Source organism: Jiangella anatolica, assembly GCF_003236295.1.
In the GTDB taxonomy this organism is placed as follows: Bacteria; Actinomycetota; Actinomycetes; order Jiangellales; family Jiangellaceae; genus Jiangella; species Jiangella anatolica.
The window spans coordinates 1-15,206 of sequence record NZ_POTW01000016.1 but is presented as its reverse complement, the minus strand read 5'-3'; the positions used below and the strand labels follow the sequence as shown (position 1 = coordinate 15,206).

General features: G+C 74.5%; 10 protein-coding genes. All 10 read left to right on the top strand.

From position 1 onward, the window contains the following. Window positions 1-39 precede the first annotated feature (39 nt). The 10 genes from C1I92_RS08810 to C1I92_RS08770 all read left to right on the top strand — a co-directional run bounded on the left by C1I92_RS08810 (window position 40) and on the right by C1I92_RS08770 (window position 14,977). Entirely contained in the window at window positions 40-1,791 is a 1,752-nt protein-coding gene (locus tag C1I92_RS08810) for an MmpA family trehalose lipid delivery protein (protein ID WP_146605065.1), read from the top strand. 31 nt (window positions 1,792-1,822) lie between these two features. Then, the gene (locus tag C1I92_RS33715) at window positions 1,823-1,966 is read left to right on the top strand and encodes a hypothetical protein (protein WP_158564053.1); all 144 of its coding nucleotides are present in this window, start codon (window positions 1,823-1,825) and stop codon (window positions 1,964-1,966) included. Between the two features lie 16 nt (window positions 1,967-1,982). After that, on the top strand, window positions 1,983-3,158 hold the full coding sequence (locus tag C1I92_RS08805; RefSeq protein WP_199521080.1) for a glycosyltransferase family 4 protein: 1,176 nt from the start codon (window positions 1,983-1,985) through the stop codon (window positions 3,156-3,158). Window positions 3,159-3,317: 159 nt separating this feature from the next. Continuing rightward, the gene (locus C1I92_RS08800) at window positions 3,318-3,911 is read left to right on the top strand and encodes a class I SAM-dependent methyltransferase (RefSeq protein WP_233506895.1); all 594 of its coding nucleotides are present in this window, start codon (window positions 3,318-3,320) and stop codon (window positions 3,909-3,911) included. Next, window positions 3,908-8,353, top strand: a complete 4,446-nt coding sequence (locus C1I92_RS08795; RefSeq protein ID WP_111254296.1) for an alpha-(1->3)-arabinofuranosyltransferase domain-containing protein — start codon at window positions 3,908-3,910, stop codon at window positions 8,351-8,353. The genes C1I92_RS08800 and C1I92_RS08795 overlap by 4 nt, the downstream gene beginning before the upstream one ends. Continuing rightward, window positions 8,281-8,856, top strand: a complete 576-nt coding sequence (locus C1I92_RS08790; protein ID WP_111254295.1) for a type 1 glutamine amidotransferase domain-containing protein — start codon at window positions 8,281-8,283, stop codon at window positions 8,854-8,856. The genes C1I92_RS08795 and C1I92_RS08790 overlap by 73 nt, the downstream gene beginning before the upstream one ends. Further along, a complete protein-coding gene (locus C1I92_RS08785) occupies window positions 8,853-9,839 on the top strand; it encodes a TIGR03557 family F420-dependent LLM class oxidoreductase (protein WP_158564052.1) in 987 nt (328 codons plus the stop codon). The genes C1I92_RS08790 and C1I92_RS08785 overlap by 4 nt, the downstream gene beginning before the upstream one ends. Before the next feature lie 174 nt (window positions 9,840-10,013). Continuing rightward, window positions 10,014-12,281, top strand: coding sequence for a cell envelope lipid trafficking protein PgfA (gene pgfA / locus C1I92_RS08780; RefSeq protein WP_111254293.1), 2,268 nt, complete (start codon window positions 10,014-10,016; stop codon window positions 12,279-12,281). Window positions 12,282-12,633: 352 nt separating this feature from the next. Then, complete coding sequence (gene rpsA / locus C1I92_RS08775) at window positions 12,634-14,115, top strand: 30S ribosomal protein S1 (protein WP_111254292.1); 1,482 nt, start codon at window positions 12,634-12,636, stop codon at window positions 14,113-14,115. Between the two features lie 109 nt (window positions 14,116-14,224). Continuing rightward, complete coding sequence (locus C1I92_RS08770) at window positions 14,225-14,977, top strand: hypothetical protein (RefSeq protein ID WP_146605064.1); 753 nt, start codon at window positions 14,225-14,227, stop codon at window positions 14,975-14,977. The last annotated feature ends 229 nt before the right edge of the window (window positions 14,978-15,206 follow it).

Below are 15,206 nucleotides of genomic sequence, written 5' to 3'. Positions count from 1 at the left end.
GGGCGTGCGGCCGGGGTGGCGGCGATTATGCTCGCGCCGGTGAGCGCTGCGCCGACCGTCGCCAGGCATCGGCGGGCGCGTCGCGGCGACCGGGTGCTGCTGGCCTGGTGCGCGCTGCTCACGGTCGCCATGCTGGGGCCGCTGGCGCGACCGGGCTACGTGCTGTCCTACGACATGGTCGCGGTGCCGGACCAGGCGCTGCTGCCGTCGTCGGTGGGCCTGAGCAGCGCGATGCCGCGAGCCGTCCCGCTGGACGCCGCGGTCGCGATCCTCGACGACGTCCTCACCGGGCAGGTGCTGCAGAAGCTGGCGCTGGCCGCGATCGTGTTCGGCGCCGCGCTCGGCGCCGGGCGGGCGTTGCCGGACGTGCGGACGGGGACCCGGCTGGTCGCGGCGTCGGCCTACGGATGGAACGCCTACATGTTCGAGCGGCTGGTCATCGGGCACTGGCCGACGCTCATCGCGTATGCGGCGCTGCCGTGGCTGCTGATCCTCGGCCGCCGGGTCCGGGCCGGCCGGACGACGGCGCTGGCGCCGGCCGTGCTCCTGGTCGGCGTGTCGTCGCTGACCCCGACCGGCGGGCTGCTCGCGGCGGCGCTGTTCGGCGCGCTGGTGCTCGCTCCCGGCGGCCGGCAGCCGACGCGGACGCGCGTCGTGGCGGCGGCCGCCGTCCTGCTGCTGCAGGCGCCGTGGGTGGTCCCGTCGGTCCTGCGGCCCGACCCGGCCGTCTCCGACCCGGCCGGCGTCGCCGCGTTCGCCGCCGCCGCGGACTCGCCGCTCGGCCTGCTCGGCAGCCTGCTCACGCTCGGCGGCATCTGGAACGACGGCGCGGTGCCGGACAGCAGGGAGCTGGCGTCGGCCGTCGTGCTGACGGTGCTGCTGCTGGCGCTCGCGGCCGCCGGCGTGACGGAGCTGCGTCGCCACCTGGGCCGCACGGAGCTGACGGTGCTGGGCGTCCTCGCCGCGGCCGGGCTGCTCGTCGCCGCGAGCAGCGCCCTGCCCGGCGGCGACACGGTGCTGGAGTGGCTCGTGTCCGAGGTCCCCGGCGGCGGGCTGATCCGCGACGGGCAGAAGTTCCTCGCCTGGTACGCGCTGCCGGTCGCGCTGGCGGCGGCCGCGGGCGCCGCCCGGCTGGCCCGTGCGGTCACTCGTCGCCGCGTCGCCGCCGGGATCATGGTGGCGGCCGCCCTGGCGCCCATCGCCGCCCTGCCCGACCTCGCCTGGGGCGCGGCCGGCCGGCTGGAGCCGTCCCGCTACCCGGCGGCCTGGGCGGACGTCCGCACGGCGATCGACGGCGACGGCGGCGACCTCGTCGTCCTGCCCTACCAGCCGTTCCGCCGGTTCCCGTGGGCCGGCGACCGGACCGTCCTCGATCCGGCGCCGCGCTACCTCGGCGTCGAGGCCGTCGTCCCGGACGCGCTGCCGGTCGGCGGCGACACCGTCGTGCCGGGGGAGGACCGCCGGGCCGCCGCCGTCGCGGCCGCCCTCGAGACCGGCGACGCGGCCGAGGAGCTGGCGACCCTCGGCGTCGGCTGGGTCGCCGTCGAGCGGGACACCCCGGGCGAGCTCCCGGACGGACTGCTCGAATCGCTCGAATCGGTCGAAATCAACGGGACTCTCGACCTCTATCGCGTTTCCGGCGACATCGGGACATGGACCAGAATTCCGCCCGCTCCGCCAGTCATCGCCGCCGATATCGTCTTTTCGGTCATTCTCGTCGTCGCATCGGCCGATCTTGCCCGTAACGCCTTCTCTCGTCGCCGCGGATCGTTACGCTCCCTCATGTCGTGATTTCCACACCGCACGAGGAGTGCTTTCGTTCATGGGCAATTTCGGAGGCGTTGTCGCCGCCATTGTCGGCGTGGTGCTCGCCGGACTGACCGTCGTCACCGCGGTGAACGTGAGCCAGCCGAGCGACGCCGGCGAGGTCAGCCACGAAGAGCTGATCAACTACGACGACAACTGACTCACCCCCGACAACCGTGCATTCCCCCGAGACCCTGGTCGAGCCGCGCCCATTGCGCGTCGTGCTGCTCAACTGGCGCGACACCACCCACCCGGAGGGTGGCGGCTCGGAACGCTACGTGGAGAACGTCGCCGCGGGCCTGGCCGCCGCCGGGCACGACGTGACGTTCTTCTGTGCGGCCCATCCGGGCGCGCCGAAGGTGGAGCGGCGCGACGGCTACCGGATCGTGCGGCGCGGTGGCAAGTTCACCGTCTATGCGCACGCGATCCGGATGCTGGCCAGCGGGGCACTCGGACGGCCCGACGTGATCGTCGATGTGCAGAACGGGATCCCGTTCTGGAGCCGCCTGGCCGTCCGGTGCCCCGTGGTCGTCCTCGTCCACCACGTCCACCGCGAGCAGTGGGGGGTCGTCTACGGCCCGCCCGCCGCCCGGCTGGGCTGGTGGCTGGAGTCTCGCCTGGCGCCGCGCGTGTACCGGCGCTCCCAGTACGTCACCGTCTCGGAGATCACCCGGACGGAGCTCGTCACGCTCGGGGTCGGTCCCGGGCGAGTGGACGTCGTCCACAACGGCACCGCACCGGCACCGGCCACGACGTCGCAGCGCGCGGACACCCCCCGCATCTGCGTCCTGGGCCGACTCGTGCCGCACAAGCGGGTCGAACACGCCCTGCAGGTCGCGGCCCGGCTCCGCGCGAGCCGGCCCGGCCTGCGGGTCAGCGTCATCGGCGACGGCTGGTGGGAGCCGCGGCTGCGCCGGGCCGCCGCCGAGCTCGGCGTCGACGACATCACCGACTTCCTCGGCTTCGTCGACGAGCGCGCCAAGCACGAGGAGCTGGCCCGCAGCTGGGTCATGCTGGCGCCGTCGGTCAAGGAGGGCTGGGGGCTCACCGTCGTCGAGGCGGCCCAGCACCAGGTCCCGACCATCGGCTACCGCTCCGCCGGAGGGCTGGCCGAGTCGATCGTCGACGGCGTCACCGGGCTGCTCGCCGACGACCTGGACGGGCTCACCGCGGCTACCGACGAGCTGCTGGCCGACGGCGTCTACCGGCAGGCGCTGGGCCGGGCCGCCGCCGCCCGCGCGGCCACGTTCACCTGGGACCAGACCGTCCGCTCGTGGGACGCGCTGCTGCGGCGCACCGTGTTTTCCGCCAGTCGTGACGAATCGGCCCAACTGCACCGTCAACTGACGTAATGTGCCGACGTGCTCCTCACCGATTCCCCGGGCCGTAGTGCGACCCTCAGCCGTTCGGTGCGGCTATTCCGGGCATTCCTCTCCGAACAGCGTGACCCGGACCATTTCTATGGCGTGCTCGCCGCTGACTCGGTCGCGCAATTGTCCGATTATGCCGATTTGCGCGAAGCGCTGGTTCTCGACGTCGGCGGCGGGCCGGGCTATTTCCGGGCCGCGTTCGGCCGGGCCGGCGCCCGGTACGTCTCCGTCGACAGCGACCTGGGCGAGCTGTCGGCCCGCGGCCGGCCCGAGCCCGGCAGCGTCATGGGCAGCGGGATGGCGCTGCCGATCCGCGACGGCGCCGCCGACGTCACCTACTCGTCGAACGTCCTGGAGCACGTGCCGGACCCGTGGGCGATGGCCGAGGAGATGCTGCGGGTGACCCGCCCCGGCGGCGTCGTGTTCCTCTCCTTCACCGTCTGGCTGTCGCCGTGGGGTGGGCACGAGACCGCGCCGTGGCACTACCTCGGCGGCGAGGCGGCCGTCCGTCGCTACGTCCGCAAGCACGGCCACGAGCCCAAGAACCGGTACGGGACCAGCCTGTTCCCGGTCTCCGTCGCCGACGCGCTGCTGTGGGCCCGGCACACGCCGCATGGGCAGCTGCTGGACGCGTTCCCGCGCTACCACCCGCGCTGGGCGCGCGCCGTCGTCCGGGTGCCGGGGCTGCGCGAGCTCGCGACGTGGAACCTCGCGGTGGTGCTGCGCCGCCGATGACCGCACATCGAAGCGCGCCGCGCCGCCGGCTGCCGGCGTGGCGGGTCCAGCTCGCCGTCTGCTGCCTGGGGTTGGTCGCGCTGGCGTTCCGGCAGGCGCCCGGGCTGATCGTGCCGGACACCAAGGTCGACCTCACCGCCGACCCGGGCGGGTTCCTGGAGCGCGCGCTGCACCTGTGGGAGCCGGCCGCCGCATTCGGGCAGCTGCAGAACCAGGCCTACGGCTACCTGTGGCCGATGGGGCCGGCGCACCTGGCCGGCGAGCTGGCCGGGCTGCCGGCGTGGATGGTGCAGCGGCTGTGGTGGTCGCTGATCCTGGTCGCGGCGTTCCTCGGCGTGGTGAAGCTGGCCGGCGAGCTGGGCATCGGGCGGACATGGACCCGGCTGCTCGGCGGGCTGGTGTACGCGCTGGCGCCACGGATCCTGGTGTCGCTGGGCGCGGTGTCGGTCGAGGCGTGGCCGACGGCGCTGGCGCCGTGGGCGCTGATCCCGCTGGTCCGGGCCTGGCGCGGCGGTCCGGTCGTGCGGAACGCGGCGCTGTCCGCGCTGGCCGTCCTCTGCATGGGCGGGGTCAACGCGGCCGCGACCGCCGCCGCCGTCGTGCCGGCCGGGCTGTGGCTGCTGCTGGCGCCGCACTGGCCCGGGCGGTGGCGGTTCGCGGCGTGGTGGGTGGGCTGCTGCGCGGCCGTGACGGTGTGGTGGTGGGTGCCGCTGCTGCTCCTGGGATCGCACAGCCCGCCGTTCCTGGACTGGATCGAGACGGCCGGCAACACCACCCAGCACACGTCGCTGATCGAGGTGCTGCGCGGCAACGACCACTGGCTGTCCTATCTCTCCGTCGCCGGCGGGCCGCAGTGGCCGGCCGGCTGGCTGCTGGCCAGCGAGCCGGTGCTGATCCTGCACACGGTGCTGATCGCGGCGATCGGGCTGGGCGGGCTGGCACGGCGCGACCTGCCCGGGCGGCGGGTGCTGCTGACCTCGGCCGTGCTCGGCCTGGCGCTGGTCTCCGCCGGGTACGTCGGCGCCGCCGCCGGCCCGCTGGCGTCGACCGTGCGCGAGCTGCTGGACGGGCCGCTGGCGCCGTTCCGGAACGTGCACAAGTTCGACGTCGTGCTGCGGCTGCCGCTGGCGCTGGGGCTGGCGCACGCGCTGGCGATGCTGCGGGTGCCGGCCATCTCGGTGCGCCGGTTCCGGGTGCTCGTCGTCGGCCTCGCGGTCGTTGTGATCGCCGGGGTGGCGACGCCCGCGCTGGCCGGACGGCTGCCGCAGGCCGGGTCCTACGAGGCGATCCCGGACTACTGGCACGAGGCGTCGGACTGGCTGGACGAGAACGCCGGCACCGGGCGGGCGCTGCTGGTGCCGGGCACGTCGTTCGCCGAGTACACGTGGGGCGGGCCGCGCGACGAGCCGCTGCAGGCGCTCGGTGACACGGCGTGGGCGGTGCGCGACTCCGTCCCGCTCTCGTCGGCGGGCAACATCCGGCTGCTGGACGCCGTCGAGACCCGGCTGGCCGCCGGCGAGGGCGGCGCGGGCGTCGTCGACGCGCTGCGCCGCGCGGGCGTCACGCACCTGGTCGTCCGCAACGACCTGGACCGGGCCCGGACCGACGCGCCGCGGGCCGCGCTCGTCCACCAGGCCATCGCCGACCTGCCTGGCGCGGAGCGGGTCGCGACGTTCGGCCCGAAGACCGGCGCGACGGACGACCCGGCGGCCGCGTCGGACTCGCGGCTGGACGTCCAGTACCCCGCGGTCGAGGTCTTCGCGATCGCCGACCCCGGCGTCGAGGAGCACCGCGTCGCCGCGTATCCGCTGGAGGGGACGCTCCGGCTGTCCGGCGGGCCGGAGTCGCTGCTGACGGCGGGCGACGCCGGGCTGCTGGACGGGCGGGCGGCGTTCGTGGCCGGCGACGGCGCCGGGGTGGCCGACCCCGCGCCGGTCCCCGTCGTCACCGACGGGTTGCGCCGCCGGGCCGTCTGGTTCGGCGTCAGCCGGGACAACACGACCGAGGTGCTGGCGGCGGACGAGTCCGGCGGGCTGGGGCGAGTGGTGCGCGATTTCTTACCCGTCGACTCGGTCTCCCGGGAGACCGTGGCCGTCGTGTCCGGGGTCGCCGACGTGACGGCGTCGTCGTCCGGGTCCGACCCGCGGGCGACGATGGCGCGCGGCGCGGAGAACTCACCGTGGGCCGCGGTCGACGGCGACAACGCGACCAGCTGGGTGTCGGGGGAGTACGGCAGCGCCGTCGGCCAGTGGCTGGAGCTGGAGTTCGACGAGCCGCGGCGGGTGCCGTCGGTGGAGCTGACGCCGCTGGTCGGCGGGCCGGTCAGCGCGCCGCTGCAGCGCGTCGCCGTCCAGACCGACACCGGCGTCCTGGAGAGCGACCTGCAGCCGGGCGACGAGCCGCAGGTGCTCGCGGTCCCGTCCGGCGAGACCCGCACGCTGCGGGTGACCGTCGTCGGCCTCGGAGAGGGCACCGTCAGCGGCGTCGGGATCCGCGAGCTGACCGTCCCGGACCTGACGGTGACGCGGACGCTGGACGTTCCGGAGGTGACGGAGGCCGATCTCGGCGGCGCGGCATCCGGCGACGTGGCCCCGGCGACGCTCGTGTTCGCCGTCGCGGACGGGCGCCGCGGCGAGTGCGTCGCGACCCGGTCCGGCGAGACCGACGTCGCCCGGTGCGCCCGGCAGCTGGCCCGGCCAGGCGAGGAGAACCGGGAGCTGCGCCGCGCCGTCGAGCTGTCCGCCGCCGCGGAGTACTCGGCGGAACTGACCGGGCGGCCGCGGCCGGGCCGGTCGCTGGAGGCGTTGCTCGCGCCGGAGGACCCGGACGCGATCGTCGCGACGGCCGGCTCGCGCGCCGTCTCCGACCCGCTGGGCCGTCCGCAGGCCGCCGTCGACCGCGACCCCGGCACCGGCTGGGTGGCCGCGCCCGGCGACGAGGCGCCGGCGCTCACGCTGACCTGGGGGCCGCGGCGCACCGTCGAGGGGCTGCGGCTGCAGGTCCAGCCGTGGCTGGCGGCGTCGCGGCCCAGCCTGGTCGAGGTGCGCGCCGGCGACGCGCGGTTCCAGGCGGGCGTCGACGATGACGGCACGGTGACGTTCCCGGAGCCGGTCCGCACCGACGAGCTGACCATCGAGATCGTCGAGGTCGCCGAGGTGGAGGACCGCGACCCGGCGTTCGGGCTGCGCTCGGTGCTGCCGGCGGGCGTGTCCGAGGTGGTCGTGCTCGGCGCCGACGACCTGCGCCTGCCGGTGGACGAGGCGCGGCCGGTCTCGATCGCATGCGGCGACGGGCCGGCGCTGGTCGTCGACGGGACGTCGGTCTCGACGCGGGTGGAGACGACCGTCGGCGACCTGCTGCACGGGCGGCGGCTGGACGTCCGGCCCTGCGGCGACGGCGCCGGCCCGGTGCCGCTGGCGGCGGGGTCGCACACCGTCGCCGTCGCGTCGGCCGGCGCGGTGCGGCCGGAGTCGCTGACACTGCGCCCGGCCGGTGAGCTGCCGGAGGCGCCGGCGCCGCTCGACATCACGGTGCAGACCTGGGGCGCGGCCGAGCGGGAGGTCGTCGTGCCGGCCCGCGACCGGCCCGCCGTCCTCGCCGTCGCGGAGAACCTCAACAGCGGCTGGTCGGCGACGCTGAACGGCGAGTCGCTGGAGCCGGTCCGGCTGGACGGCTGGTCGCAGGGGTTCGTGCTGCCGGTCGGCGCGGCCGGCGTCGTGGAGCTGACGTACGGGCCGGACGCGCCGTACCGGTGGGCGCTGCTGGCCGGGATCGGGTTCGTGCTGGTCGTGGGCGTGCTGGCGTGGCGGGGCACCCGGGTTCCGCTGACGCCGTCGGCGGTACCGGCGCAGCGGCTCCCGCTGGACGCGTCGGCTCCGGCGGGGCGGCGGGCCCGGCGGACCGTGCCGCTGGCGCCGTCGGGGCCGCATCGGGCGCCGGTCACCGCGCGGCACCGCCGGCAGCGGGCCGCGCCGGTCATCCTGCTCGGGGCAGGGGTGCTGGTGCTGCTCGGCGGCGCGGCCGGGCTGGCCGCGGCCGCCGTCGGCGCCGTCGTCCTCCTCGCCGGTCCGCGGCGGCCCTGGCTGACCCGGCTTGCGCCGGCGCTGGCCGCGGGTTGCGTTCTCCTCGCAGGCATCGTGGTCGCGCTGCGGCCGTGGCCGGGCCCCGATCCCGGCGCGCACTCGGCGCTGGCGCAGGGGCTGGTCCTGGTCGCGATCGCGCTCGCCGTCGTCGGCTCGGTCGCCTGGCAGCGACCCGGTTCGGTCCCCGAGGACGACGAGTACGTCCGGATCGACGCCATGCTCGACCCCGTGGCTGGGTACGGGACGCCCGTAAGGACGACCGAACCCGAGAACGGGAGGGAATCGACATGGCTGAGCGAATCGACGGCACGAGGGTCGCGGTCCTCGTCGCGAACGAGGGGGTCGAGCAGGTCGAGCTGACCGAGCCATGGAAGGCGATCGAGAACGCCGGCGGGCGGCCGTCGCTGATCGCCCCGCAGCCCGGCGAGGTGCAGGCCTTCAACCACCTGGACAAGGGCGACACGTTCCAGGTCGACCGCGGCGTCGGCGAGGCGAGCCCGGACGACTACGACGCGCTCATGCTGCCCGGCGGGGTCGTGAACCCGGACCAGCTGCGGATGTCGCCCGACGCGGTCGAGTTCGTGCGCGCGATGTTCGCGGCCGGCAAGCCGGTCGCCGCGATCTGCCACGCCCCGTGGACGCTGGTCGAGGCCGACGTCGTGCGCGGCCGCACGCTGACGTCCTGGCCCAGCCTTCAGACGGACCTCCGCAACGCCGGCGCCACCTGGGTCGACGAGGAGGTCTGCACCGACCACGGGCTCGTCACCAGCCGCAAGCCCGACGACCTCCCGGCCTTCTGCGCGAAGATGGTCGAGGAGTTCGCCGAGGGCCGGCACCCGGCCCAGACCTCGTCCGCGCCGTGACCGCGCGGTACTGGGTCCAGCTCGCCACGGAGCAGTTCGGCCCGTCGTCGCTCGTCGACCAGGCGGTGGCGGCGGAGCGGGCCGGCTTCGACGCCGTCAACCTCAGCGACCACTACCAGCCGTGGTGGGAGCCGGGGGAGTCGCCGCAGGCCTGGGTGGTGCTCGGCGCGATCGCGCACGCGACGTCCCGGGTCCCGCTGGGCACCGGCGTCACCGCACCGGTGTACCGGTACAACCCGGCGGTCGTGGCGCAGGCGTTCGCGACGCTCGAGCTGCTCGCGCCGGGGCGGGCGTTCCTGGGCATCGGCTCGGGGGAGAGCCTCAACGAGACCCCGTGCGGGATGAACTGGCCGCCGCCGGACGAGCAGCTGGACCGCATGGCCGAGGCGCTGGAGATCATCACCGGGCTGCTGGACGGCTCGGCGGTCGACTTCGACGGGCAGTGGTTCCGCACGGTCGCCGCCCGGCTGCACTCCATGCCGCGGCGGCGGGTGCCCGTCTACGTCTCCGCGTTCGGCGACCAGGCGGCCGGGCTGGCCGCCCGCTTCGGCGACGGCCTCTGGACGCTGGCGAAGCCGGACCAGGCCCCGTCGATCATCGACGCGTACCGGTCGGCCTGCGACGACCTCGGCAAGGAGCCGGGCGAGATCATCCTGCAGGCCGGGTTCTCCTGGGCGCCGGACGACTCGGCGGCGTTCGAGGCCGCCCGGGTCTGGAAGGGCGCCCAGCCGCCGGACCACTATTCCGACGACTGGCACGACCCCGCCGCCATGTACCGGCACGGCGAGGAGACCGTCTCCGACGAGCAGCTCGCGGCCGGCTACGCCCTGTCGGCGGACCCGGACGTCCACGTCGAGCGGATCCGCGAGGTCGAGAAGCTCGGCGCGACCGTGGTGTGCCTGCAGAACGCGTCCGGCGCGGATCCGGTGGCGGCGCTCGACGTCTACGGCGAGCGGGTGCTGCCCGCGCTGCGGGGCGGCTGACCGGTCTCGTCCGGGCCGGTCCGGGGCTCTGATCGGGGGCGATCTTGCCGAGTGGCATGCACGGGCTCGGCTCGGAGGGTAGGTTCACGGGGAGCCCCTGTGCCGCCCCGGGGCCGCGCCCGGCGGTGGTGACACACGGGCCGCGCGGAGACCCCGATCCGGAAGGCTTTGCCCATGCGGCGCAGTATCGGCCTGGTCCTGGTGGGACTGGGTGTGTTGATGTTGGTGCTCGCGCCGCTGTCCCGCTGGTACGCCTATCCGCGCCTCGCGGTCGTGCCCAACGACGTCGCCGAACGGGTCTCGACGGGCGCCGGCGTCACCGTCCTCGACCTCGGCGCCGTCGTGCGTCAGGACGCCGAGGTCGAGCGCGTCACCGACGTCCGCACCGTCCGCCGGATCATCCCCGACCAGGGCGACAGCACCGACGACACCGCTGTCTGGGACACCAGCGTCACCACGTTCGACGAGCAGGGCGCCGGCGCGACACCGGAGGAGAACGTCCTCTCCTACTTCGAGGAGCGGGTCGCCTTCGACCGCCGCGGCGGCGACGCCGTCGACGGCTTCGACCAGTACTACACGCCCACCGGCGAGCGCGCCGACCGCGTCGAGGTCGACCACGAGGGCTACTACTTCAAGCTGCCGTTCGGCACCGAGCAGCGCTCGTACCCGTTCTGGGACTCCACCATCCAGGAGACCCGGCCGATGGAGTTCCAGAGCGAGACCACCCTCGAAGGCCTGCCCGTCTACGTGTTCGAGCAGGTCATCGAGCCGACGCCGGTGTCGGCCCTGGAGATCCCCGGAGCGCTGTTCGGCCAGCCCGGCTCCATCGTCGCGGACCGGATGTACAGCAACACCCGCACCATCTGGGTCGAGCCGCGCACCGGCGCGATCATCAAGGGCGAGGAGCAGCAGGACTCCTACCTCGACTTCGAGGGCACCCGCGGCCCGACGATCGTCCAGGGCACCATCGAGTACACCCGCGACCAGGTCAGCGCCAACGTCGACGAGTTCTCCTCCACCGCCGACCGGCTGGCGCTGGTGCGCGACACGATCCCGGTGGCGGCCGCGGCGGGTGGGCTGGTGTTCGTGGTGTTCGGGCTGCTGCTGGCCCGGCGCGGCGCGTACACCGGCAAGCGGCGGGCGCCGCTGCCGGACGACGACCTCGGCCCCGGTGGGCCAGGCGGTTCCGGCGTCTTCGCGCGGACGGAGGAGGAGCCGGTGCGGCCACGTGCCGTGACACCGGTCCCGTACGTGGCGCCGACTGTCAGCGCCGCCGCGGACCTCCGGGGCTCCCGCTACGACACCCCCGTCGACGATGCTGCGGCCGCCCCCTACGCCGAGGCGCCGCGCCCGCACACCGAGACCGTCCGACCGGCCAGGGTCACGCGTGCCGCACGGATCGACGCCGCCCGCGCGGATCAGGCCGCCCGCGCCGACGAGGCCGTCTGGTCCGCCGAGGGCGCGCCGGCCCCGACCGCCCACGCTCCGGCGGGAGCGGCCGTCTGGGCCGACGACAGCGTGTCCGACCGGGCCGCCCAGGCTGCGGCGGACGGGGCCGGGTGGGCCGACGACGCCTCGTCCGCCGGTCCCGCCGAGGAGCTCGGCTGGGCGGACGACGCCGGTCTCGACCAGGTGACCCGCACCGGCCACGGATCGCCGGATGCCCACGGATCGCCGGCCGCCCACGCGTCGCCGGCTGCGTCGCCGGCCTCGGCTGAGGGCGCGGGCTGGGTCGAGGACGCCGGCTGGGCCGAGGATGCCCGCTGGGCCGACACCGCCGCGGCCGACCGGACGACCCATGCCGCACGCGCGTCGTCGGCTGCCGAGTCCCTCGCCGAGACGCCGGGGGAGCGGCCGCTGGAGGAGCGCACCGCGCAGCCACTGCCCCGCCGCCTCCCGCAGTCGTCCGCCGTCCGTCCGCCGGTGGGGCGGGCGCAGCTGCAGGCGCAGCCGGGACACTCGCTGCTGAGTCAGTCGCCGCCCGACCAGCCACCGAGCCCCGCGACCGGCGACCCGTCGACCGGGCCTGCCCAGCTCGACCTCGCCCGGCTCGAGAAGGCCCGTGCCGAGCTGGCCCGATTCGCGCAGGAGCACCCCGACCTGGCCGGGGCCGGCCGCACGGAGGCCGGCCGCGCCGAGCCCGGCGGCATCGAGCCCGGCGGCACCGAGCCCGGGCGCACCGAGGCCGCCGGCCCGGAGGAGGCCGAGCCGTCCCGCCCGGAGCCGCTCACCGGCGAGGCCGGCACCGCCGGCACCGCGTCCGAGCCCGCCGCCGAGTCCACCGGCCCGGCGTCCCCGCGGCCCCAGCACGCGGCGCCGGAGTCCGACACCAGCCGCCCCGCCACGCCCACCCAGGGCCGGCGCCGGGTCCGCGACGACGACGGCCTGTTCGACGAGTTCGACGAGGACGGCCAGTCCGCCGGCAGCCTGCACCGCTACTGACCACGGCCGCGCACCCGTCCCGGCCAGCATCGATACGTTCCAGCCGATCCGGCCGGACGGGAGTATCCTGGTCCGAGCCGAGCGAACGGGGGCCCGACGTCAGGTGAGGCCATAGCTGAATCCGTTGCCGTGATCAACTCGCGACCCTGCGCCGATTGACCCTGGTCGTCGCGTACAGGTAATCTATGCATGCGCTGTGGGCCTGCGCGAACCTCGGACGGAGCAGGCTCGCGCTCGTTATTGTCGGTTGGCGGCACAGGGGTACGTAGGACCTGGTCGGTGATGGCACAGCGATCCAAGGGTCCTGGCGCGAACTACACACCACCGAACCTTGTCCGGAGTCCCCTTCCACATGACGAGCAGCATCGAGGCCGAGACGCCTACCTCGACGGCCCCCAGGACGACCACGCAGGTCGCGGTCAACGACATCGGGTCCGAGGAAGCCTTCCTCGCCGCGATCGACGAGACCATCAAGTACTTCAATGACGGCGATATCGTTTCCGGTACCGTCGTCAAGGTCGACCGGGACGAAGTCCTGCTCGACATCGGCTACAAGACCGAGGGCGTCATCCCCTCGCGTGAGCTGTCCATCAAGCACGACGTCGATCCCTCCGAGGTTGTCGCCGTCGGCGACGATGTCGAGGCCCTCGTCCTGCAGAAGGAGGACAAGGAAGGCCGCCTGATCCTGTCCAAGAAGCGCGCGCAGTACGAGCGTGCGTGGGGCAAGATCGAAGAGATCAAGGAGGCCGACGGCGTCGTTTCCGGCACCGTCATCGAGGTCGTCAAGGGCGGCCTCATCCTCGACATCGGTCTGCGCGGCTTCCTGCCGGCTTCGCTGGTCGAGATGCGCCGGGTCCGCGACCTCCAGCCGTACGTCGGCAAGGAGATCGAGGCCAAGATCATCGAGCTGGACAAGAACCGCAACAACGTGGTCCTGTCCCGCCGGGCGTGGCTCGAGCAGACCCAGTCCGAGGTCCGGTCGACCTTCCTGCAGACGCTGCAGAAGGGGCAGATCCGCTCCGGCGTGGTCTCCTCGATCGTCAACTTCGGCGCGTTCGTCGACCTCGGCGGCGTTGACGGCCTGGTGCACGTCTCGGAGCTCTCCTGGAAGCACATCGATCACCCGTCCGAGGTGGTCGAGGTCGGCCAGGAGGTCACCGTCGAGGTGCTCGACGTCGACATGGACCGCGAGCGCGTCTCGCTCTCGCTCAAGGCCACCCTCGAGGACCCGTGGCAGCAGTTCGCCCGGATCCACCAGATCGGCCAGATCGTGCCCGGCAAGGTCACCAAGCTCGTCCCGTTCGGCGCATTCGTGCGTGTCGAGGACGGCATCGAGGGCCTCGTGCACATCTCCGAGCTGGCCGAGCGCCACGTCGAGGTGCCCGAGCAGGTCGTGACGGTCGGCAAGGACGTCATGGTCAAGGTCATCGACATCGACCTCGAGCGTCGCCGCATCTCGCTGTCGCTGAAGCAGGCCAACGAGGGCGACACCGCCGCGCACGTCAGCGAGCACTTCGACCCGACGCTGTACGGCATGGCCGCCGACTACGACGACCAGGGCAACTACAAGTACCCCGAGGGCTTCGACCCCGAGACCAACGACTGGCTCGAGGGCTACGAGAAGCAGCGGGAGGAGTGGGAGCGGCAGTACGCCGAGGCGCACGCTCGCTGGGAGGCGCACAAGACCCAGATCGAGAGCGCGCAGGAGGCCGACGCCGAGGCGAAGGCCGACAACCCGTCCACCTACACTTCGGGCGAGGCCGAGGAAGGCGCCGGCACGCTGGCGTCCGACGAGGCGCTGCAGGCGCTGCGCGAGAAGCTCACCGGCAACTGAGCCGACCGCATCGCACGAGCCCCGCACCCATCCCGGGTGCGGGGCTCGTCGCATGTTCCCGGCGCGTCGCCTGCGTGCCCGCGGCGGCGCGGGAGGTTACGGTGTGCTCGTGACGAGCAGAGACCGCCGGCCGACCGGGCCGGCCACGGCGGCGACCCTGTTCCTGCCGCTGCTCCTGGTGCTGCCCGGCTGCTCGAACGGCGACGAGCCCGAGGTGCCGGTGGTGCCGACCTCGGGCGAGCCGACGGAGGGCGACGGCACCGAGGCGGCCGGCGATCCGACGGCGTCGCCGACCTCGACGACCGGCGTCCCCGAGCTCTGCGGCGACCTCGCCTCCGCCGGCGACGTCGCGCAGATCCTGCAGGTGCCCATGCAGGGCGAGACGGTCCGCGTCTACAACGACGAGTTCCTCCCCGATTCCGGTCGCACCGGGCGGCTGACCTGCAGCTACGGCGTTCCCGAGGTGCCGGAGGGGCAGACGCCGCCGCCCACGCCGCCGCCGGTGCCGCTGGAGATCGCCGTCAGCGGCTACACCGACGCCGAGACCGCCGCCGGCCGCATCGAGTCCACGGTCGACGACGCGCAGGCCGCGGGCTCCGTGGTGACGGCGCAGCCGGTGGCCGGCCACGACGGCTTCCTGCTGTCCGACGCCGAGGACGTCTCGTTCGTCGTGGCCGCCGACGTGCGCACCTACGTGATCACGCTGCGGCACGGCGTGGTGACGGCGGCCGCGGAGCCGGTCGTGCTGGTCGCCCTGGCCACGCACCTGGTCGGCGGCGAGGACACCGGCACGGCGACGTCCGCGCCGACGTCCGCACCGACCGACGGCGCCTCCGCGACGCCGTCGGCCACCGCGCCCTAGCGTTCGCGCGCCCGGCAGGCGGCCCCCTTCACCCGCCGTTGCTTGGCTCCGCGTCCGGCGGTGGCGCAGTTGTGCAACCCCTTCACCCGTCGCCCCTTGGCGTTCACGCCCCCCGCTGGCGGGCGCGCGAACGCTAGGGCGCGGTGGCCGACGGCGTCGCGGAGGCGCCGTCGGTCGGTGCGGACGTCGGCGCGGACGTCGCCGTGCCGGTGTCCTCGCCGCCGACCAG

Bases quoted from the DNA above. Each gene is read 5' to 3' on its own strand.
- C1I92_RS33715 (WP_158564053.1), top strand. From the start codon at position 1,823: ATGGGCAATTTCGGAGGCGTTGTCGCCGCCATTGTCGGCGTGGTGCTC.
- pgfA (WP_111254293.1), top strand. From the start codon at position 10,014: ATGCGGCGCAGTATCGGCCTGGTCCTGGTGGGACTGGGTGTGTTGATG.
- rpsA (WP_111254292.1), top strand. From the start codon at position 12,634: ATGACGAGCAGCATCGAGGCCGAGACGCCTACCTCGACGGCCCCCAGG.
- C1I92_RS08795 (WP_111254296.1), top strand. From the start codon at position 3,908: ATGACCGCACATCGAAGCGCGCCGCGCCGCCGGCTGCCGGCGTGGCGG.
- C1I92_RS08790 (WP_111254295.1), top strand. From the start codon at position 8,281: ATGGCTGAGCGAATCGACGGCACGAGGGTCGCGGTCCTCGTCGCGAAC.